The following is a 20,377-nucleotide window of genomic DNA, read 5'->3' as shown; positions in this document are numbered from 1 at the left end:
CGCGGTGATTCGGGAACGCCGTGATCCGGAAACGGCGTGTTCCGGGAACGGCGCCCGAGGCGCCGGGCGCTACTTCGTGACCGCGATGTGCGACAGGATCGCGTCCGCCAGTTGCCGGTCGCCCTCGATCTTGAGCTGGTCGGCGAGCGCGGCCGGACGCGCCCGGCCGGTGAGCAGCCGCAGGAACGTCTCCCAGTCCACGACGAAGGTGACGGCCGGGCCCAGCGAGACGGCCGAGTCGATGCTGCCGTGGCCCTCGGCGTTCACCCGTACGGTCCGCATGAACTCCAGCGGTCCGTGCACGTCGAAGACGACCGCGGAGCCCGGCTTGGCGCCCGCGTCCTCGGCGACCAGCTTCGGCAGCGAGCGCAGGAGGTAGTCACGGGCCAGTACGGCCGCGGGGGAGGCGAGGTTGCCCGGGGCGTCGAGGGCCCGGCGCAGATCCTGCTCGTGCACCCACACGTCGAAGACGCGGCCCCAGAGCTGTTCCTCCAGGGTGACCTCGCCGCCGCCGATCGCGCGGACCTCGGCGTCCGGCTGCCGCGACTCGTTCCTGAGCTGCCGCGAGCGGCGGATGATCGTGTACTCCAGCTCGGACGTCATCTCCGGCGCCGTGTGGTGGCGGCGGATGTCGACCGGGACCTCCGTGTAGCGGGCCGTCTCGCTGGTGATGTGCCGGAGGTCGCTGGGAAGTGTGTGGATGGGGCGCGGGTCGCCCAGCAGCTCGCACTCGAAGCCGATGATGTGGGACACGACATCGCGGACCGACCAGTACGGGCACTCGGTGTGGCGGTTCCACGCGCCGTCGGGCAGCGGCGTCACCAGTTCGTTGACGGATTCTATGGAGTGGGTCCAGGCGTCGATATACGGCTGGAGCTTGCTGTGGACGGTCACGGGACCCCTCGACGGTCGGTGCGCGGTCGTGGCGGTTGGCGCCTAAGTTACGCTGCGCGCGGGCGCCCACGCAGTGCTTTCGAGTGACGATGGTAGGCCCGGCTTGACGACCCAACGTATGGGCGGTGTCCGAGTGCGCGCAACGCTTCTTCAGATCGACGTGGACCAGAGGGAATCGGTCGCCTCGCGGCGCGACCGTGTGGCAGCGATGGTACGTGCCCACGCGGACGCGGATCTTGTCGTGCTGCCCGAACTGTGGCCGGTCGGCGCCTTCGCCGCCGAGGACTTCGCGGCCGAGGCCGAGACGGCGGACGGCGGCCCGACCGCCGAGGTGATGAGCGCGGCGGCGCGCGACGCCGGGGTGTGGCTGCACGCCGGGTCGATCGTCGAACGCGACGTCGTCGGCGGCGAATTGTTCAACACCTCGCTGCTCTTCTCCCCCGACGGCGATCTCGCGGCCGTCTACCGCAAGATCCACCGCTTCGGCTTCGACCAGGGCGAGGCCGTCCTCATGTCCTCCGGGCACGACATCGTCACCGCCCGCGTCCCCGGCACCGTCCTCGGTCTCGCCACCTGCTATGACCTGCGCTTTCCCGAGCAGTTCCGGCTGCTGCTCGACGCCGGGGCGCAGACGCTGGTCGTTCCGGCGGGCTGGCCCGCGCGGCGGCTCGCCCACTGGCGGCTGCTGGTGCGCGCCCGCGCCGTCGAGTCCCAGGCGTACGTCCTCGCCTGCGGGACGGCCGGCACCCACGCCGGGGTGGAGCAGGCCGGGCACAGCATGATCGTCGATCCCTGGGGTGAGATCGTCGCCGAGGCCGGGCCCGCCGAGCAGGCGCTCTCCGCCGAGGTCGACGTCTTCCGCGTGGACGTCACCCGCGCCGATTTCCCCGTCCTCCGCGACCGCGTCCTCGGAGTCCCCACCCCGAAGCCCCGCTAGGGCCTGTCCGGCCGCGAGAGGGGCCCGCCGGTCTTTCAGGGGCGCTGCGGGCACCCACCCCGCGTGAGGTTCGGGCACAGGGGCGGCGCCCCGGAAAGACCGGGTCGCCGCCCTGCGCAGGGCTATTCGTCCTCGTGCTCCTTGTCGACCATGCGGTCGACGCACACCGCCACCGCGATCAGCATCGCGGCATCGGCGTCCTCGCGCTCGATGTCGATGGCGTAGGCGTCACGGAGGGTGAACCACTTGCGGGAGATGCGCGCGAGGCGCTCCCCCTCGTACTCGATGTCGAACTCCTTGTCGATGATGTCGCCGCGCACTTCGAGTTCCTCGCCGGAGGCGAGCTCGGCGCGGAAGACGTCGCGGAGCAGGTGGAGGCGCTTCTTGCGGACGGTGACGAGGACGTCGCCGTCGCGCTCGATGGTCATGGCGTCCCGCAGGGACACCAGCTTCTTGCGGATGACGGCGACCTCGTTGCCGTCCGGGTCCTGGAGTTCGAGGGTGTCGCGGATCCGGAGGACCTTCCCGTCGACGTAGAAGGCCCTGCGGCCGTGCTCGTCCTCGATCCAGTAGTCGTCACCGATGGCGAACATCTTCTCTCGCACCACGTATTTCATAGGGAATGCCTACCCCGGCGGATGCTGTTGGATGGGGATATGACTGCACGTGCACGTGTCCGGGCGCCCGAGCTGACCGGCGAGGGCGGCTGGCTGAACACCGGCGACAAGCATCCGACCCTCGCTGACCTGCGGGGCAGCATCGTCATTCTGGATTTCTGGACGTTCTGCTGTGTGAACTGTCTGCATGTCCTGGACGAGCTGCGGGCCCTGGAGGAGCGGCACAGGGACACGGTGGTGATCGTCGGCGTGCACTCGCCGAAATTCGTGCACGAGGCCGAGCACCAGGCGGTCGTGGACGCGGTGGAGCGGTACGAGGTGCACCACCCGGTGCTGGACGACCCGCAGCTCTCGACGTGGAAGCAGTACGCCGTACGGGCCTGGCCGACGCTGGTGGTGATCGACCCCGAGGGGTACGTGGTCGCGCAGCACGCGGGCGAGGGGCACGCGCACGCGCTGGAGCAGCTCGTGACGGCGCTGGAGAAGGAGCACGCGGCCAAGGGCACCCTGCGCAGGGGCGACGGCCCGTACGTACCGCCCGAGCCGGTCGCGACCGGCCTCCGCTTCCCCGGCAAGGCGCTCGCGCTGCCCGGCTCCGGGCACTTCCTGGTGTCGGACTCGACCCGGCACGCCCTGGTGGAGCTGGCGGCGGACGCCGAGAGCGTGGTGCGGCGGATCGGCACCGGCACGCGCGGGCTGGCCGACGGCAACGCGGAGACGGCCCGCTTCAGCGAGCCGCAGGGGCTGACGCTGCTGCCCGACGGCAGCGTGATCGTCGCCGACACCGTCAATCACGCGCTGCGCCGCGTCGACCTGGGCACCGGGCACGTGACGACGGTCGCGGGCACCGGAAAGCAGTGGTGGCAGGGCTCCCCGACGTCCGGCCCGGCCCGCGAGGTGGACCTGTCCTCGCCGTGGGACGTGGCCTGGTTCGACGACCGGGTGTGGATCGCGATGGCGGGCGTGCACCAGCTCTGGACGTACGACCCGGCGACGGAGACCGTACGGGTCGCGGCGGGCACGACCAACGAAGGGCTGGTGGACGGGCACGCGGCGCAGGCGTGGTTCGCCCAGCCGTCCGGGCTCGCGGCGGCGCCGGAGCGCGGCGAGGCGGGGGCGCCCCCGGCCGACGGCTGGGGAAGGCTGTGGATCGCCGACTCCGAGACCTCGGCGCTGCGCTGGGTCGAGCGCGCCGACGACGACCCGGACGCGGACGCGGACACGGCAGGCGGTGACGGCGGAGAGCCGCGCCGCTACATCATCCGTACGGCCGTCGGCACCGGCCTGTTCGACTTCGGTCACCGCGACGGCCCCGCCGGGCAGGCGCTGCTCCAGCACCCGCTGGGCGTCACCGCGCTGCCGGACGGCTCGGTCGCGGTCAGCGACACGTACAACAACGCGCTGCGCCGCTACGACCCGGTGACCGGCGAGGTCACCACGCTCGCGACCGGCCTGCGCGAGCCCTCGGACGCGGTGGTCGTGGACGGCGACATCGTCGTGGTGGAGTCCGCCGGGCACCGGCTGACCCGGATGCACCTGCCGGAGGAGGCCGTCCGCGTGGAGGCCGTCGCCCACCGTACGCAGCGGGACGCGACCGACGTGGCGGCCGGTGCCTTCCGGCTCGACGTGGTGTTCACCGCGCCCGACGGGCAGAAGCTCGACGAGCGGTACGGGCCCTCGACGCGGCTGCTGGTCAGCGCCACCCCGCCGGAACTCCTGGCGGAGGGCGCGGGCAAGGGCACCGACCTCTTCCGCGACCTGGTCCTCGACCCGTCCGTCACCGAGGGCGTCCTGCACGTCTCCGCGATGGCCGCGTCCTGCGACGACGATCCGGCCAACCCCTACCCCGCCTGTCACGTGCACCAGCAGGACTGGGGCGTCCCGGTCCGCGTCGGCGCCGACGGCGACTCCCGGCTGGCGCTGGTCCTGGCGGGCCTGGACGCGTAAGGCGTACAGGCGCCGTACGGGCGTGCCCGGGCGGTGAGTAAGCTCCGGCCATCACTCTTGATCCGCCGGGGGGCGGAGCGTCACCTGGGGAGGGACCGAGTGCCTCGTCGCGCTCTCACACGCGGCTCCGTCGCGGCGGCCACCGTCGTCGTCATGGCCGCCGGGCTCGCCCCGGCCGCCACCGGCGGCACGGCGTACGCGGACGGTACGCCGTCCGGTACCGCGTCGCAGGAGACCGTCATACCCGCCGGTTCGCGGTGGCTGCCGCAGAGCGAGCCGCTGATCACCGCCGGGAACGACGGATACCTGGTCAGGGGGGCCAACGGCGCCCACTGGGTGAATCCGGCGGACGGCAGCGAGGGCCCGGTACTGCCGGATCCCACGCCCCTGGCCAACACCGGCCTGTCCGCGCACCTCATCCGCAACTTCCCGTCCCAGTCGGTGACGATCACCGACTACGACACCAACACCTTCCGCACGGTCACCGCGCCGGCGGGCCAGCGCTGGGTGCCGTTCGGCTTCAGCCTCGACCGCGTCCTCACCAGCGAGACCGCCGCCGACGGCACGCTCGCCGCGCTGCACGTGATCGGCGACGGCAAGGACGGTTCCGCCGACCTGACCGTCACCGGGCTGCCCCCGGGGACCGCCGTGCCCGACTGGCCCGACCTGCTCGCGCAGAACCGCGACCACGCCGTCCTGCGGCTGACCTCGGGCGCCGCGCCCGGCACCGCGCGCAATTACCTGCTGGACTACCGCACCGGCACGCTGCGCGCGATCCTCGCCGACGTGCCCGCCGCCGAGCAGACCACCGTCGTCCTCGGCAGGGACCGGGTGCTGGCGTACGGCGGCGCGGCCACGACGGCGTACACCGTACGGCTCGACGACCCGACGGCCCCCGTCGAGAAGACGCCGCTGCCCACCGACGGCCGGGACGGTACGCCGAAGCTCACCGTCACCGGGGACCGCGTCCTGGTGCTGGAGCGGTCGACGGACAGCCAGTCCGCGGGACTTCCGCTGCGGGCCGTCCCGGTCGGCGGCGGCCCCGCGCGGACCCTGCTGGCCAAGGTCGCCACGGACATGGCGACCGCGCCCGACGGCTCGGTGCTGGTCGAGGGCGGCACCGGACCCGACGACTGGGCGGTCCGCCGGATCACCGCGGCCGACGGCGCCGACGCGACCGTCACCGACCTCAAGACGCTGCCGCCGGTCGCGGCCACGGTCTACGGACTGTCCTACAGCGCCGGGCGGCTGGCGTACTCCGACACCACCCGGCCCTACCCGGCCCTGGTACGGCGCGATGTGGCCGCGGGCCCGGCGCCCGCCGTGTCGGAACCCGAACTGCTGTGGAGCTACGGTCCGAAGCCCGCCGACTGCGGCTCCGGCGTCTCCTGCGTGCACCTCCAGGGCACCGGCACCGGCACCGTGGCCTTCTCCGCCGCCAACATCATCACCGTGCCCCAGCCGCCGTCCCCGACCGATTCGCGCGCCGTCTTCCTCGGCGCGCCCGGCACGGTCACCGACGCCGCGGGACCGTACGTCGTGGTGCACACCGGCACCCCCGCGCGGCAGAAGGTCTTCGACCTCCGCTACGACGGCACCCTGTTCGACGGCCCGGTCACGGCCTCCGCGCTGTGGGGCCGCACCCTGTGGGTGCCCGGCAGCGCCACCGGCACCGTCCGCCCGTACGACCTGGAGCGGCGGACGTACGGCGCCACGGTCCAGACGGGCGCGCCGTGCGTGCCCAAGGAGCTTCAGGCGGACGGGCGTTGGCTGTACTGGTCGTGCGGCACCAGCGCCGGGGTGCACGACCGTACGACCGGCAAGAACGTGCCGGTGCCGACCGGGACCGCGCTGCTGGGCGACGGTTACGTCGTCCGGCACGACACGACGGCGGGCCGTCTGATGCTCACCGACGTGCACACGGGCTCGGCCGTCGGCAGCAACCTCGCGGAACTGGCAGCGAGCGACCTGGCCGACGACCGAGGCGTGACGTGGACGGTGGACAAGTACGGCGGCGGTGTCGCGTACGTCGATGCGCAACACCGCTTCCACGTGCAGCCGTTGACCTCGATACCGCGCAGCGCGGTGTCGGTGCTGAGCAGCGACGTCGGCCCGGCCGTCGTCGACGTCCTGGACAACCCCGAGGACTGGTACGGCAGGTGGACGCTGTCCCGGCCCGTCGCGGGCTGGAGCCTGACGGTCACGGACGAGGCGGGCAGGACGGTCGCCACCCGCCGCGGCTCCACGGGCGCGCAGGTGTCGGCGAGTTGGAATCTCAAGGGCGCAGACGGGGCGTGGGTCAAGAACGGCCGCTACACCTGGACGCTGACCGCGCCCCCGGCCGACGGCGGCCCCGGCGGGCTCTCCCTCACCGGCCTGATCGTCGTCAAGGGCGCCGCGGGCGTGCACGACTTCACCGGTGACGGGACCGGCGACTTCTTCGGCCTCACCCCGTCCGGCCGCCTGGACCTGCGCGCGGGCAACGGCAAGGGCAACGTCAACGCGGCGCGCTCCACGTCCGGTTGGCCGACGTCCTCGCTGTACGTGCCCTACGGCGACCTCGGCGGCGACCGGGTCAACGACCTGCTGGTCAGGGACGCCTCGGGCCAACTGTGGCGCTACGACGGCAAGGCGGGCACGAACTTCACCCCGTCCCAGCCGCGCACGCTCATCGGCCCCGGCTGGAACGCGTACGACGCGCTGGCCTCGGTCGGCGACCTGACCGGTGACGGCCGCGCCGACCTCGTGGCGCGTACGCCGTCCGGCAGCCTGTACCTCTACGCCGCCGACCGGAACGGCAGGTTCGGGCCACGCACCCTCATCGGCGGCGGCTGGAACACGTACAACCTGCTGATCGGCTCGCAGCACTCCGAATCCGTCGGCTACGGCCGTCAGCTTCTGGCCCGGGACAAGTCCGGGGTGCTGTGGGCCTATGACGGCGACGGCAAGGGGCACTTCGGGCCGCGCGTGAAGATCGGGTCCGGCTGGAACATCTACAACTCGATCGTGGGCGTCGGCGAAATCCGGCCGGTCCGGGGGGCGTACCTCACCGGACTGGTCGCCCGTGACGCGGCGGGCGACCTGTGGCGCTACGACGGCCGCGACAGCGAGCCGGGCTTTGCCGCCCGCGTCAGGCTCGGCGCGGGCTGGCAGATGTACAAGTCGCTGTTCTGAGATCCGGGGCTGACCTCACGTCAGAACGCCGGTGGTACTGGCCTGGTGTCAGTACCGCCGGTCACCCGGGTAGTAGCGCTCCTCGACGGGCGGGATGTCGCCGTCGGCCGTCGGGGGAATCCGGCGGCGCTTGAAGATGCTGACGTAAGCGGCGAGTCCGATGATGCCGACGGCCATCATGATCAGGCCGAGCAGATCCATGTTGACGCCCTTGGCGTGCCAGTCGGTGGCGAACGTGATGATCGCACCGACCGCGATCAGAATGATGCAGCCTCCGATGCCCACAATTACCGCTTCCTTTGGCCTAGTTGTGCTCCGGCGTTCTGAAGCAGCGCCTACCCCGGACCTCGGGGCACAAGCAGGCGCATCGGGTCACGGGCGGGCCGGGGCGCGGCCCCGGCCCGCAAGCAGGCCCCGGAAGGCCCCGGGAAGCAGTCCCCGGAGTCAGGCCGCCAGGAAGGCCGTCAGGGCGCTGGCCAGCAGATGCGGGTCGTCGGCGCCGGACATCTCGCGGGCCGAGTGCATCGAGAGGATCGGCACCCCGACGTCGACCGTGGTGATGCCGTGCCGGGCGGAGGTGATCGGGCCGATCGTCGTCCCGCAGGGCATCGAGTTGTTCGACACGAAGTGCTGGTAGGGGACGCCCGCGGTGTCGCAGGCCGCCGCGAAGACGCCGCGGCCGGTGCCGTCGGTGGCGTACCGCTGGTTGACGTTGGTCTTCAGGATCGGGCCGCCGTTGGCGCGCGGGTGGTGCGTCGGGTCGTGCCGCTCGGCGTAGTTGGGGTGCACGGCGTGGCCGGAGTCCGACGAGACGCAGACGCTCGCGGCCAGCGCGCGCTGCCGCTCCTCGAAGCCGCCGCCGCGCGCGTGCACCGAGCGGCTGAGGACGTTGCCGAGCAGCGGGCCCTGGGCGCCGGTGTCGGACTGGCTGCCGTTCTCCTCGTGGTCGAAGGCGGCGAGCACCGGGATGTACGTGAGGTCCTGGCCGCCCGCCGCGGCGGCCAGCGCGGCGGCGCCCGCGTGCACCGACAGCAGATTGTCCAGCCGGGGGCAGGCGAACAGCTCCTCGTCGCGCCCGAGGAAGGCGGGCGGCTGCGTGTCGTGCGTCATCAGGTCCCAGCCGACGACGTCCTCCGGGTCGAGGTCCGCCCGCTCGGCGAGGTAGCCGATCAGGTCGCCGTCCTGCGCGTCGCCCAGGCCCCACACCGGCTGGAGGTGGCGCTGCTTGTCCAGCGTCAGCCCGTCGTTCACGCCACGGTCCAGGTGGATCGCGAGCTGCGGCACCCGCAGCAGCGGGCGGTCGGTCGCGACCAGCCGCGTACTGCCGTCGCGCAGCGTCAGCCGGCCCGCCAGGCCCAGGTCCCGGTCCAGCCAGCTGTTCAGCAGCGGGCCGCCGTAGATCTCCACCGCCACCTGGCGCCAGCCCTGCGACCCCATGTCCGGGCGCGGCTTCACCCGCAGATTCGGCGAGTCCGTGTGCGCGCCGACGATCCTGAACGGTGTCTCCGGCCGTGCGCCGTCCGGCACGAACCACGCCACCACCGCGCCCCCGCGCAGCACATACCGCCCGCCCGGCTCGGCCCCCCACTTCTCCGTCTCCGCCACCCGCCGGAACCCGGCCCCCTCCAGCCGCTCCGCCACGGTCGCCACCGCGTGGTACGGCGTCGGACTCGCCTGCACGAAGGCGGCCAGATCTTCGGTGTGCTTACGGCCAAACGCCGGACGCTGAGAGCTCATGCCCTCAGCTTAGTTTTCGGCCACATGGCTCGCCCCGTGAGGGGCGCGGGGAGCTGCGCGAGCAACCCACCACCGGCGGGCAGTCCGGCGACCACCGGACTGCCCGCCGGGGCGGGTTGGAAGGAGTCCCCGTGGGCGGGTCAGAAGGAGTCCTCCGGGAGGTCCATGAGGCCGAGGTCGACGGATTCGGCCAGGGACCGAGCCGTCCCCACGCCGGGAAGGACATTGGCGGCGAAGAACTTCGCGGCGGCGACCTTCCCCGCGTAGAAGGCGGCGTCCTTGGCGGAGGCCCCGGAGAGCTTCTCGGCGGCCACGCCGGCCCCGCGCAGGAGCAGGTACCCGATGACCACGTCACCGGAGGCGAGCAGCAGCCGCGTGGTGTTGAGCCCCACCTTGTAGATCGAGCGGACGTCCTGCTCGGTGGCCGAAAGGTCCGTGAGCATGGCGCCGACGATCGCCTCCAGGTCCACCGCCGCCTTGGCGAGCTGGTCGCGTGCGGCGGCCAGGTCCTCCCCGCCCGTGGCCTCGGCGAGGAACTTCTTGATCTCCTCGCTGAGCGCCGTCATGGCCTGCCCCTGGTCGCGGACGATCTTCCGGAAGAAGTAGTCCTGGCCCTGGATGGCGGTGGTGCCCTCGTAGAGCGTGTCGATCTTGGCGTCCCGGATGTACTGCTCGATCGGGTACTCCTGGAGGTACCCGGAGCCGCCGAAGGTCTGGAGGGACTGGGCGAGCTGCTCGTACGACTTCTCGGAGCCGTAGCCCTTGACGATCGGCAGCAGCAGGTCGTTGAGCCCGTGCAGCCTCGTGGCGTCCTCACCGGCCGCCTCGGCGACCTGGATGGCGTCCTGCACGGAGGCGGTGTAGAGCACCAGCGCCCGCATGCCCTCGGCGTACGCCTTCTGCGTCATGAGCGAGCGGCGGACGTCGGGGTGGTGGGTGATGGTGACCTTGGGCGCGGTCTTGTCCATGAACTGCGCGAGGTCCGGGCCCTGCACGCGCTCCTTGGCGTACTCCAGCGCGTTCAGGTAGCCGGTGGAGAGCGTCGCGATGGCCTTCGTGCCGACCATCATGCGGGCGAATTCGATGATCCGGAACATCTGCCGGATGCCGTCGTGCTTCTCGCCGATCAGCCAGCCCTTGGCGGGGAGCCCGTCGCCGAAGGTCATCTCGCAGGTGTTGGACGCCTTCAGGCCCATCTTGTGCTCGACGTTGGTGGCGTAGACGCCGTTGCGCTCGCCCAGCTCGCCGGTCTCGAAGTCGAACTCGTACTTCGGGACCATGAACAGCGACAGGCCCTTGGTGCCGGGTCCCGCGCCCTCGGGGCGGGCCAGCACGTAGTGGATGATGTTCTCGGACATGTCGTGCTCGCCCGAGGTGATGAAGCGCTTGACGCCCTCGATGTGCCAGGTGCCGTCGTCCTGCTTGACCGCCTTCGTGCGGCCCGCGCCGACGTCGGAGCCCGCGTCGGGCTCGGTGAGGACCATGGTGGAGCCCCACTGCTTGTCGACCATGAGCGCGGCGATCTTCTTCTGCTCCTCGGTGCCCTCCTCGTAGAGGATTCCGGCGAAGGCCGGGCCGGAGGAGTACATCCACACGGCGGGGTTGGCGCCCAGCACCAGCTCCGCGTAGGACCAGATCAGGGAGCGCGGCGCGGTGGTGCCGCCGATCTCCTCGGGCAGGCCGAGCCGCCAGTACTCGGCGTCCATGAAGGTCTGGTAGCTCTTCTTGAAGGACTCGGGCACCGGGGCGGTGTTGGTCTTCGGGTCGAAGACCGGCGGGTTGCGGTCGGCGTCGGCGAAGGACTCCGCCAGCTCGTTCTCCGCCATGCGCGCCAGCTCGGCGAGGACGTCCTTCGCGGTCTCCACGTCCATCTCGGCGAACGGACCCGTGCCGTAGAGCTGGTCGCGGCCGAGCACCTCGAAGAGGTTGAACTCGATGTCGCGGAGGTTCGACTTGTAGTGGCCCATGACGTCGGCTCCGTATCGCAAGTGGGGTGGTCGTGGCACTCGTGGAAAATAATGCTACCCGTCGGTAATAAGAAGCAACCCCGGAAGGGTCGGATGTGACCGTTTCCTCGTCCCGGGGGCCGTTACTCTTGAGGCCGTGTACGGCTACGAGCAGAGCGTGAATCCCGGACCCGGCCCGGTCCAGGGCGCCGCACCCATGCCCGGTGGCTATCCGGAGCCCTCCCCGCCGTCCCTGGCCGACGCGGTCCGCGCCTTCACCACGGGTTCGATGGCCGCCGAGGACTTCCAGGCGATCTTCGCCACGTCCAAGGTGTACTGCCCGCGCGGCGACAATCCGGGCTTCCTGGCGCTGCACGACACCCAGCAGCCGGTCATCCCGATGTTCACCTCCCTGAAGGAGCTGCGGCGGTACGCGGGCAAGGAGTCCAAGTTCTTCGTGATCACCGGCGCCGAGGTGCTGGACCTGCTGCCCACCGGCTACGGCTTCGTGCTGGACATCGACGGCCAGCATCGCATGGTCTTCGACGCCAAGGCGGTCGAGCAGATGGTCGACTTCACGATGCGCCGGATGTACGGCTGAGGCTGCCCGGCGGCACGCCTGAGGCCGTACGGCGGCACGCCTGAGACCGTACGGGCGCACGTCCCGGACCGTACGCCCGCGCTTTCGATCTTCCCCTCCGGTGAGTGCTGGAATAGTCACGCCTTGCGAGATGTTCAGTGTTCAACTACTTTGGAACCGGAGCATCCCGAAGGAGGCAGTCATGCCCGCCGTGACCGTAGAGAACCCGCTGACCCTGCCGCGTGTGAGCGCGCCCGACGACGCCCAGCCCCGCAAGGCGCTACAGGTGTCCACCGCCCCGAGCGGTTTCGAGGGGGAGGGCTTCCCCGTGCGCCGCGCCTTCGCGGGCATCGACTACCGCAACCTCGACCCGTTCATCATGATGGACCAGATGGGTGAGGTGGAGTACGCGCCGGGAGAGCCCAAGGGCACCCCCTGGCACCCGCACCGCGGCTTCGAGACCGTCACGTACATCATGGACGGCACCTTCATCCACCAGGACTCGCACGGCGGTGGCGGCACGATCACCAACGGCGACACCCAGTGGATGACCGCCGGGTCCGGCCTGCTGCACATCGAGACCCCGCCGGAGTCGCTGGTCACCAGCGGCGGCCTCTTCCACGGCCTCCAGCTCTGGGTGAACCTGCCGAAGGCCGACAAGATGATGCCGCCCAAGTACCAGGACATCCGGGCGGGCGGCCTGAAGCTGCTCACCTCGGGTGACGGCGGCGCGCTGATCCGGCTGATCGCCGGTGACCTCGCGGGCCACGAGGGCCCCGGCGCCACCCACACCCCGATCACGATGATCCACGTCTCGGTGAACCCCGGCGCCTCGGTGACCCTGCCCTGGCGCGCCGACTTCAACGCCCTCGCCTACGGCCTCGCCGGCCGCGGCTTCGCGGGCCCCGACGCCCGCCCCTTCCGTATGGGCCAGGCCGTCGTCTTCGGCAAGGGAGACTCCCTCACCATCCGCGCGGACGAGACCCAGGAGTCCCGCTCGCCCAACTTCGAGGTCGTCCTGCTCGGCGGCCTCCCGATCCGCGAGCCGATGATGCAGTACGGCCCCTTCGTCATGAACACCCACGCCGAACTGGCCCAGGCGTTCGACGACTTCCAGGCCGGCCGCCTCGGCACCATCCCGGCCGACACGGTCCTCGGCCGCTAGCCGGTCCGCCCCGGCGGCCCGGACGGTGCGCCGGGCCGCGCGCCGGGCGGTGTGTCGAGCAGGCCCGCGGCACTGCGGGTCGTGACCTGACCCGACGGCGACGGCCGACGGCCGTCGGGGCTCCTTGACCGCGAGGTGGCCGGCCTACAGCAGGTGGTCGGCCTTGCCGGCCTTGATGTCGGTGATCAGGGTGCGGAGGGCTTCGCGGGTGTCGGTGAGGTATTCGTCCTCGCGGCCGTTGACGGCTATGTAGCCGTTGCCGTCGGCGTCGGTGCCGAGGCGGAAGCAGTTGCTTGCGTCTTGGCAGAAGGGGGCTTCCCAGGTGATGTCGGGCACGGGGGGACTCTCCTAGAGCTGGGACGTGATGGAGTGCACGAGGTCGCGCGTCTTTTCGGGCGGAAGGGCTATGCGTTGCATCTCGTCGAGGTGCAGTCGGTACTTGCACAAGTGCGCCTCGGTGTGCAGGAATTCGCCGACCGTGGCGCGGTCCAGCAGGGCCGTGTCCAAGCGGGCGACCTGGCCGCGGGCGTAGAGGATGGACTGGCCCGAGCCGGGAAAGGCACCGGCGGAGAACGGGATGGCCTGGACCGTGACGTTGTCGCGTTCGGCGGCGGTCATCAGGTGGTTGAGCTGGTCGCGCAGGACCGCGCGTCCGCCCACCTCGGTACGGAGGACACCCTCGTGGACGACGAGTTCGTACGCCGGGGCGTCCTGCCGGTCGATCGCCTCGTGGCGTTGGACGCGGTGGGCGACCCTGGCCTCGTACTCGGCCGGGGGCAACGCCGGGATGGCGGCGTCGAAGAGGGCGCGGGCGTAAGCCTCGGTCTGGAACTGGCCGGGCATGTGGGTCATCGTGCTGACGCGCAAGCCCTGGGCGTGCCACTCCAGTTCGGCGATGTCGAGGAAGGTCGACGGCAGGACGTCCTCGTACGCCTCCCACCAGCCGCGCACGCGGTCGCCGCACATCGCCACCAGCGCGTCGATCAGCGCTTGGTCGGTGCACTCGTAGACGAAGGCGATCCGGCGCACCCGTTCGGGACTCGTCCCGTGCCGACCGGCCTCGGTGCTGGAGATGACGGTCCGCTTCGTGTCCAGCAGGGCGGCCGCCTGCTCGGTGGACAGTCCCGCGTCCTCCCGTAGCTTGCGGAGCTCCGCACCCAGACGCTGCTGGCGTGCTGTCGGGTTGCTTCTCGGCGGCATGGGCTCCCTCCCCTCCGTGGCCCAGTCTGCCCTGCGGTGAGAAGCCCGGTCCAACGGGTCATCGGCGAATAGGTAGCACACGTACCCCCGATGCCCTACCGTAGTAGCGCGCAGCTACGCACAACTACGTCGGAAGCGCACCGCGAGTGACGGCGGCATGCCACCGGCGAACCCTCAAGACGCCACAAGACCCCTTCGACGCAACGGAGTTCGTCATGCCTGAAATCCCCCGCTTACCAGCACTCTGGCGCTTCCCGGCGCGGCCGGAGTCCGTGCGCCGGGCGCGGCACGCCGTCGCGGAGGCGCTCCCTCGTGGGGTGGAGCCCCAACTGGCCGCGGATCTGGGGCTGGTGACCAGTGAGCTGGTCACGAACGCCGTGCGGCACGGGGACCGGTGCGAGGAGGACGCGGTCATCGAGCTGGTGCTGTGGCCCGCCGACGGGCACTACTGGGTGGCGGTGTCCGACGGCGGGCCGGAGAAGCCGGAGCTGGCCGAGGCCGGGCCGGAGAGCGAGGGCGGAAGGGGGCTGGTGCTCATCGACGCGCTCGCGGAGGTCTGGGGAGTCGTGCCGCGCCCGGTGCGCGGGAAGTCGGTGGTCGCCGGGCTCAGCGACGTCAGCCGGTCGAGGCCGGGCGCGGTTCGGACAGGCGGTTGGCCTGGTGGGTGAGCGCGCGGCGCAGGATCGGCGTCAGGGGGCGTTCGACCAGGCGGTAGATGAGGTAGGCGAGCAGCAGCATCGAGCCGATGGCGAGGGCGAGTACGCCGTAGTTCGGTATGCCGGTGTGGGCCTTCAGCTTCTCGATGACGAGCGTGCCCAGGATCTCGTGGACCAGGTAGAAGGGGTACGTCAGGGCGCCCGCCGTGGTCAGCCAGCGCCAGTCGACGTCGGCGACGCGGCGCACGAGCGTCACCGCGGCGATGGCGGCGAAGCCCGCGGCGACCAGGGCGATGACGACGGTCGGCGAGCGGTGGAAGGTGACGGCCACACCGGGCTTGGGGACGAGGCCCAGGACCGCGTAGTGCTGGCCGAGCAGGAAGCCGGTCGCGACGACGCCCCAGGTCAGCAGGTCGTGGCCGAAGCGGCGCAGCAGGTAGAGGCCGATGCCGCCGATGAAGAAGGGCGCGTACTCGGGCATCAGGGCCAGCTTGAGGAACTCCTGGCCGGAGGAGTCCGCGTACAGGGCGCCGATCGTCCACAGGGCGCAGAAGGCCAGGACGCGCTTGCGGGTGGCGCCGCGCCACAGGACGGTGACGGCGAAGAGCACGTAGAAGCGCATCTCGGCCCACAGCGTCCAGGACACGCCCAGGACGCGCTCGGAGCCCGCCGGGGTCTGGAGCATCGTGAAGTTGGTGAGCAGGTCGGTGCGCGAGACGGTCTTGTAGCCGAGGACGAACAGGACGACGGTCACCAGGATCAGCGCCGCCCAGTAGGCCGGGTACAGGCGGCTGATCCGGGAGATCGCGAACGCCTTGACGCTGCGGCCCCAGCCGCTCATGCAGATCACGAAGCCGCTGATGATGAAGAAGAACTGCACGCCCAGCGGTCCGTACGCGGCGGCGTGCGACAGGTGCGGGAAGATCTCCAGCGGCTGTCCGCGCCAGGCTCCGCTGCCCCGGAAGGCCAGGTGGTAGATCGCCACCATGAGCGCGGCCACCAGCCGCAGCCCGTCCAGCGCCCGCAACCGGCCCTTCCCGCCGCCACGCGGTGCCGGTGCGGCGGACGCCGCCGGTACGTGGCCGGGCGCGGTCGGGTCGCCGGGCGACGTCGGGTCGCCGGGCGCGGTCGGGTCGCCGGGCGACGTCGGATCGTCCGTGGGTGCGGGGAGTTTCAGGCTCATCCCAGTGCTGCCTTTTCGCCGGCGTGAGTGTCAGGGCGCGCGGTCGGCCGTACGATCGCCCGTCACGTAGGCGTTCAGGCTAGGTGGAGGCACCGGCCCCACGGGGCGTTGGAGCGGGCCCAACCGCTCTGTGCGACCAGTGTTTTCCTCCGTTTCACGGCCGGTTCACACGACCGTGACGGATTCGCGTCCGCGGCCGACCCCGCCCCCCGCCGGGCGGTCACCCGATCGACGGGCTCGTCGCCTCGTACAGCTCGAACCAGATGGACTTGCCGTCGCCGCGCGGATCGACGCCCCAGGCGTCGGCGAGCTCCTCGATGAGCATCAGGCCGCGGCCTGAGGAGGCCATCTCGCCGGGGGAGCGGCGGTGCGGCATGTCGTCGGAGCGGTCGCCGACCTCGACGTGGAGGCGGCGGGTGCCGGGCATGCCGGTGACCATGGCGGTCAGTACGGCGTCCTCGTCGGTGTGCACCAGCACGTTGGTGACCAGTTCGGAGACGAGCAGGACGGCGGACTCGACCTGGTCGGCCGAGGTCCAGTCGTGCAGCAGGGCACGGATGTCGTCGCGCGTGGCGCGGATGCGGCCCGGGTCGGTCTGCGAGACGGTCAGCACCGCGCGGCGGACCGGGACCGCGCAGGTCGGGCCGTCGGGGTCGCGGCGCAGCAGGACCAGCGCGATGTCGTCCTCGCGGCGGTCGGCCAGCGGCCCGGTGGTGTGGTGGGAGGCGGGCCCGTGCACCGCGCGGATCAGGGAGTCGGCCAGCTCCTCCAGATCGCCCGCGGGCCCGGCCTCCAGCACATCGCGCAGCCGCTGCCAGCCGGTCTCCAGGTCGTGGCCGCCGGTCTCGATCAGGCCGTCGGTGCACAGCAGCAGCACCTCGCCGGGCTCCAGGACCAGCCGGGTCGTCGGGTAGTCGGTGTCCGGCTCGATGCCCAGCGGCAGGCCGCCCGCCGTACGCCGGACGATCGTCGTACCGTCGCCGAGCCGGATCGCGGGCTCCGGGTGCCCGGCGCGCACCACGTCGAGCGTGCCGGTCAGCGGGTCGGCCTCCAGATAGAGGCAGGTCGCGAAGCGTACGTCGGCGGACTCGTCGGCGCTCAGCCCCTCGTGCAGGCCGTCGCGCAGCCCGTCCGCCGGCCCGTCGGGGAGCCCGTCGTGCAGCCCGGCCAGAAAGCGGGAGGTGCGCGAGAGCACCGCGTCCGGGTGGTGGCCCTCGGCCGCGTAGGCGCGCAGCGCGATCCGCAGCTGGCCCATGATCCCCGCGGCCCGTACGTCATGGCCCTGGACATCGCCGATGACGATCGCGGTACGGCCCGACGGCAGCCCGATCACGTCGTACCAGTCGCCGCCGACCTGGAGGCCGCCGCCGGTCGGCACGTACCGGGCGGCCACCGCCATGCCCTCGATGCCCGGCCTGCGCGCGGGCAGCATCGTGCGCTGGAGGCCGTCGGTCAGGGCGCGCTCCGACTCGTGCAGATGCGCGCGGGACAGCGCCTGCGCGAGCATCCGGGCCACCGTGGTGAGCACCGAGCGCTCGTCGGGCGTGAAGGCCACCGGGTCGCGGAAGGCCGCCATCCAGGCGCCGATCGTGGACCCGGCCACGACCAGCGGGAGATACGCCCAGGAGGAGCGGCCGAACGGTTTCACCAGCGGCCAGGTGACCGGGAAGCGGTCCTCGTACGCGGCCGGCGACGGCAGATAGACCGCCTGGCCGGTACGGACCACCAGCGCGGCCGGGTAGTCGGTGTCCAGCGGCATGTCGAGGAAGGGGTCCTCGGTGCCCGCCGCCTGCCCGTGGTGCCCGATCACCGACAGCCGGTCGCCGTCCGTGCCGAAGACGGCGAGGCCGTCGGGCGAGAAACCCGGCATCGACAAGGTGGCCGCCACCCGCAGCACCTCGGCGGTGGAGTCGGCCTCGGCCAGCGCGCGCCCCGCGTCCAGCAGGAACGCCTCCCTGGCCCGCCGCCAGCCGCCGCCCGCCTGCGCCGCCGCCCGTGAGGGGCCGCCGCGCACCTCGTGCAGCGTGCCCGCCATCACCGTGCCCTGCGGGCGCACCCTGGCCCGTACCGTCCGCAGGGTCGCGCCGTCGTCGCCCACCACCCGCACCAGCGCCTCGGCGACCGTGCCCTCCGAGTAGGCCAGCGAGACCGCGCCGGCCAGCGACACGTAATCGGCGGCGTGCAGGCACGCCCGAACGGCGGACGTCCGGTGCTCGGCCGGGCCGCCGGACAGCCCGAGCAGGCGCGCGGCGCGGGCGTCGACCGTCACGGTGCCGGTGGCCTCGTGCCACTGCCACAGCCCGGTACCGACTGCGGCCAGGACGTCCTCGGTGCGCATTGTGTCAGTTTATGAGAATTGGGGCGTTATGGCCCAGTAGGGCGGCCTTCGTGGCCTTACGCCCCACCGAATCCGGAGTGAGGCCGGTGTGCGGGCGCCGGTAAGCTGTGCTGGGCCGCTGGCCCGGCCACCCACCCAACATCCAGCGTCGAGGACGAATGATGCACCGGTACCGGTCCCACACCTGCGGCGAGCTGCGCGCCACCGACGTCGACACCGACGTCCGCCTGTCCGGCTGGCTGCACAATCGCCGCGACCTGGGCGGCATCCTCTTCGTCGACCTGCGCGACCACTACGGCTTCACCCAGCTCGTCGTCCGCCCCGGCTCCCCGGTGTACGACCAGCTCAGCGGCCAGTCCAAGGAGTCCGTCGTCCGCGTCGACGGCCGCGTCCTGGCCCGCTCCGCGGAGAACGTCAACCCGGAGCTGCCGACCGGCGAGGTCGAGGTCGACGTGACCGCCCTGGAGGTGCTGGGCGCGGCCGACCCGCTGCCCTTCCCGGTCTTCCCCGAGGACAACGCGAACGAGGAGATGCGGCTCACCAACCGCTTCCTCGACCTGCGCCGCCAGCGCATGCACCGCAACATCATGCTGCGCACCCAGGTCATCTCCTTCCTGCGCCGCGAGATGACCGCGCTCGGCTTCAACGAGATGGCCACCCCGATCCTGTCGGCCACCTCCCCCGAGGGCGCCCGCGACTTCCTGGTGCCCTCCCGCGTGCACGCCGGGAAGTTCTACGCGCTGCCGCAGGCCCCGCAGCAGTTCAAGCAGCTCCTGATGATCTCCGGCTTCGACCGCTACTTCCAGATCGCGCCCTGCTTCCGCGACGAGGACTCACGCGCCGACCGCTCGCCCGGCGAGTTCTACCAGCTCGACGTCGAGATGAGCTTCGTCGAGCAGGAGGACGTCTTCGGCGTCATCGAGAAGGTCATGACCGACCTCTTCACCGAGCTGGGCGGCGGACGCACGGTCACCTCGCCGTTCCCCCGCATCCCCTTCCGCGAGTCGATGCTCAAGTACGGCAACGACAAGCCGGACCTGCGCACCACGCTCGAACTGGTCGACGTCTCCGACGTGTTCGCCGGGAGCGGCTTCAAGGCGTTCGCCGGCAAGCACGTACGCGCGCTGGCCGTGCCCGACACCGCCGAGCAGCCGCGCAAGTTCTTCGACCAGCTCGGCGAGTACGCGGTCTCGCTCGGCGCCAAGGGCCTGGCCTGGGTCCGGGTCGGCGACGGCAACGCGTTGACCGGCCCGATCGCCAAATTCCTCACCCCCGAGGACGTCACCGCGCTGCTCGCCGCCGTCGGCGCGAAGCCCGGCACCGCCATCTTCTTCGGCGCCGGTGAGTTCGACGAGGTCTCCAAGATCATGGGCCCGGTCCGGGTCGAGGCCGCCAAGCGCACCGGCCAGTTCGAGGAGAACGTCTTCCGCTTCTGCTGGATCGTCGACTTCCCGATGTTCGAGCGCAACGAGGACACCGGGGCCGTGGAGTTCTCGCACAACCCCTTCTCCATGCCGCAGGGCGGCCTCGAAGCCCTCAACACCAAGGACCCGCTGGACATCCTGGCCTGGCAGTACGACATCGTCTGCAACGGCATCGAGCTGTCCTCCGGAGCCATCCGTAACCACGAACCCGCCGTCATGTACCGCGCGTTCGAGATCGCGGGCTACACCCGCGAGACGGTGGAGGCCGAGTTCGGCGGCATGCTCCGCGCCTTCCACTTCGGCGCGCCGCCGCACGGTGGCATCGCGCCGGGCGTCGACCGTATGGTCATGCTCCTCGCCGATGAGCCCAACATCCGCGAGACGATCGCGTTTCCGCTCAACCAGAACGCCCAGGACCTGCTCATGGGCGCGCCCTCCGAGGTCGAGGAGGCGCGGCTGCGCGAGCTCCACATCCAGCTCCGCCCTTCGGCAGGGCGCCCTTCCGCGGGGCGCTAGGACGGCGTCTCGGGAGGGGCGAGCCGGGGGGCAACCCCGGGGGCGGGTCACCGCGTTGAAGGG

General features: G+C 71.6%; 16 protein-coding genes. 7 read left to right on the top strand and 9 right to left on the bottom strand.

The features are described from left to right. Window positions 1–69 precede the first annotated feature (69 nt). Window positions 70–894, bottom strand: coding sequence for a maleylpyruvate isomerase family mycothiol-dependent enzyme (locus ACIO6U_RS11245; RefSeq protein WP_355339563.1), 825 nt, complete (start codon window positions 892–894; stop codon window positions 70–72). 133 nt (window positions 895–1,027) lie between these two features. Between ACIO6U_RS11245 and ACIO6U_RS11240 the strand changes: the two genes are divergently transcribed. Continuing rightward, window positions 1,028–1,831, top strand: coding sequence for a carbon-nitrogen family hydrolase (locus ACIO6U_RS11240; RefSeq protein ID WP_401717715.1), 804 nt, complete (start codon window positions 1,028–1,030; stop codon window positions 1,829–1,831). 122 nt (window positions 1,832–1,953) lie between these two features. Here the strand turns inward: ACIO6U_RS11240 and ACIO6U_RS11235 are convergent, their stop codons facing one another. After that, on the bottom strand, window positions 1,954–2,448 hold the full coding sequence (locus ACIO6U_RS11235; RefSeq protein WP_355339569.1) for an LURP-one-related family protein: 495 nt from the start codon (window positions 2,446–2,448) through the stop codon (window positions 1,954–1,956). A 39-nt stretch (window positions 2,449–2,487) separates the two neighbouring features. Here ACIO6U_RS11235 and ACIO6U_RS11230 point away from each other — a divergent pair, with 39 nt between their 5' ends. Then, window positions 2,488–4,395: an NHL domain-containing thioredoxin family protein gene (locus tag ACIO6U_RS11230; RefSeq protein WP_401717712.1), complete on the top strand. Its 1,908-nt coding sequence runs from the start codon at window positions 2,488–2,490 to the stop codon at window positions 4,393–4,395. 99 nt (window positions 4,396–4,494) lie between these two features. Beyond that, on the top strand, window positions 4,495–7,569 hold the full coding sequence (locus tag ACIO6U_RS11225; protein WP_401717709.1) for a hypothetical protein: 3,075 nt from the start codon (window positions 4,495–4,497) through the stop codon (window positions 7,567–7,569). Window positions 7,570–7,617: 48 nt separating this feature from the next. Here ACIO6U_RS11225 and ACIO6U_RS11220 read toward each other — a convergent pair whose 3' ends face one another. From ACIO6U_RS11220 to ACIO6U_RS11210, 3 genes are all read right to left on the bottom strand, one after another. Further along, window positions 7,618–7,854: a hypothetical protein gene (locus tag ACIO6U_RS11220; protein WP_188282515.1), complete on the bottom strand. Its 237-nt coding sequence runs from the start codon at window positions 7,852–7,854 to the stop codon at window positions 7,618–7,620. A gap of 159 nt (window positions 7,855–8,013) precedes the next feature. Then, window positions 8,014–9,306, bottom strand: coding sequence for a M18 family aminopeptidase (locus ACIO6U_RS11215; RefSeq protein WP_401717706.1), 1,293 nt, complete (start codon window positions 9,304–9,306; stop codon window positions 8,014–8,016). A gap of 140 nt (window positions 9,307–9,446) precedes the next feature. Continuing rightward, the gene (locus ACIO6U_RS11210) at window positions 9,447–11,273 is read right to left on the bottom strand and encodes an acyl-CoA dehydrogenase C-terminal domain-containing protein (protein ID WP_391158659.1); all 1,827 of its coding nucleotides are present in this window, start codon (window positions 11,271–11,273) and stop codon (window positions 9,447–9,449) included. A gap of 136 nt (window positions 11,274–11,409) precedes the next feature. Here ACIO6U_RS11210 and ACIO6U_RS11205 point away from each other — a divergent pair, with 136 nt between their 5' ends. Then, window positions 11,410–11,853: an SseB family protein gene (locus ACIO6U_RS11205; protein WP_391041886.1), complete on the top strand. Its 444-nt coding sequence runs from the start codon at window positions 11,410–11,412 to the stop codon at window positions 11,851–11,853. A 181-nt stretch (window positions 11,854–12,034) separates the two neighbouring features. Then, on the top strand, window positions 12,035–12,997 hold the full coding sequence (locus ACIO6U_RS11200) for a pirin family protein (protein ID WP_355339584.1): 963 nt from the start codon (window positions 12,035–12,037) through the stop codon (window positions 12,995–12,997). A gap of 144 nt (window positions 12,998–13,141) precedes the next feature. On the opposite strand, the gene ACIO6U_RS11195 is transcribed toward ACIO6U_RS11200, so the two are convergent. Then, the gene (locus ACIO6U_RS11195; protein ID WP_391121693.1) at window positions 13,142–13,333 is read right to left on the bottom strand and encodes a hypothetical protein; all 192 of its coding nucleotides are present in this window, start codon (window positions 13,331–13,333) and stop codon (window positions 13,142–13,144) included. A gap of 12 nt (window positions 13,334–13,345) precedes the next feature. Continuing rightward, entirely contained in the window at window positions 13,346–14,197 is an 852-nt protein-coding gene (locus ACIO6U_RS11190) for a Scr1 family TA system antitoxin-like transcriptional regulator (RefSeq protein WP_391158644.1), read from the bottom strand. Window positions 14,198–14,412: 215 nt separating this feature from the next. Between ACIO6U_RS11190 and ACIO6U_RS11185 the strand changes: the two genes are divergently transcribed. Beyond that, the gene (locus tag ACIO6U_RS11185) at window positions 14,413–14,865 is read left to right on the top strand and encodes an ATP-binding protein (protein WP_355339609.1); all 453 of its coding nucleotides are present in this window, start codon (window positions 14,413–14,415) and stop codon (window positions 14,863–14,865) included. On the opposite strand, the gene ACIO6U_RS11180 is transcribed toward ACIO6U_RS11185, so the two are convergent. Continuing rightward, window positions 14,813–16,036, bottom strand: a complete 1,224-nt coding sequence (locus ACIO6U_RS11180; protein ID WP_401717700.1) for an acyltransferase family protein — start codon at window positions 16,034–16,036, stop codon at window positions 14,813–14,815. The genes ACIO6U_RS11185 and ACIO6U_RS11180 overlap by 53 nt on opposite strands. A gap of 220 nt (window positions 16,037–16,256) precedes the next feature. Next, window positions 16,257–18,374, bottom strand: a complete 2,118-nt coding sequence (locus ACIO6U_RS11175) for a SpoIIE family protein phosphatase (protein WP_355339615.1) — start codon at window positions 18,372–18,374, stop codon at window positions 16,257–16,259. Window positions 18,375–18,535: 161 nt separating this feature from the next. On the opposite strand from ACIO6U_RS11175, the gene aspS reads away from it, so the two are divergent. Further along, window positions 18,536–20,314: an aspartate--tRNA ligase gene (aspS, locus tag ACIO6U_RS11170; RefSeq protein WP_355339618.1), complete on the top strand. Its 1,779-nt coding sequence runs from the start codon at window positions 18,536–18,538 to the stop codon at window positions 20,312–20,314. Window positions 20,315–20,377 lie beyond the last annotated feature (63 nt).

The sequence above is a fragment of the Streptomyces sp. NPDC087422 genome (assembly GCF_044744145.1).
Taxonomy (GTDB): Bacteria; Actinomycetota; Actinomycetes; order Streptomycetales; family Streptomycetaceae; genus Actinacidiphila.
This window is presented reverse-complemented; position numbering and strand designations above follow the sequence as displayed.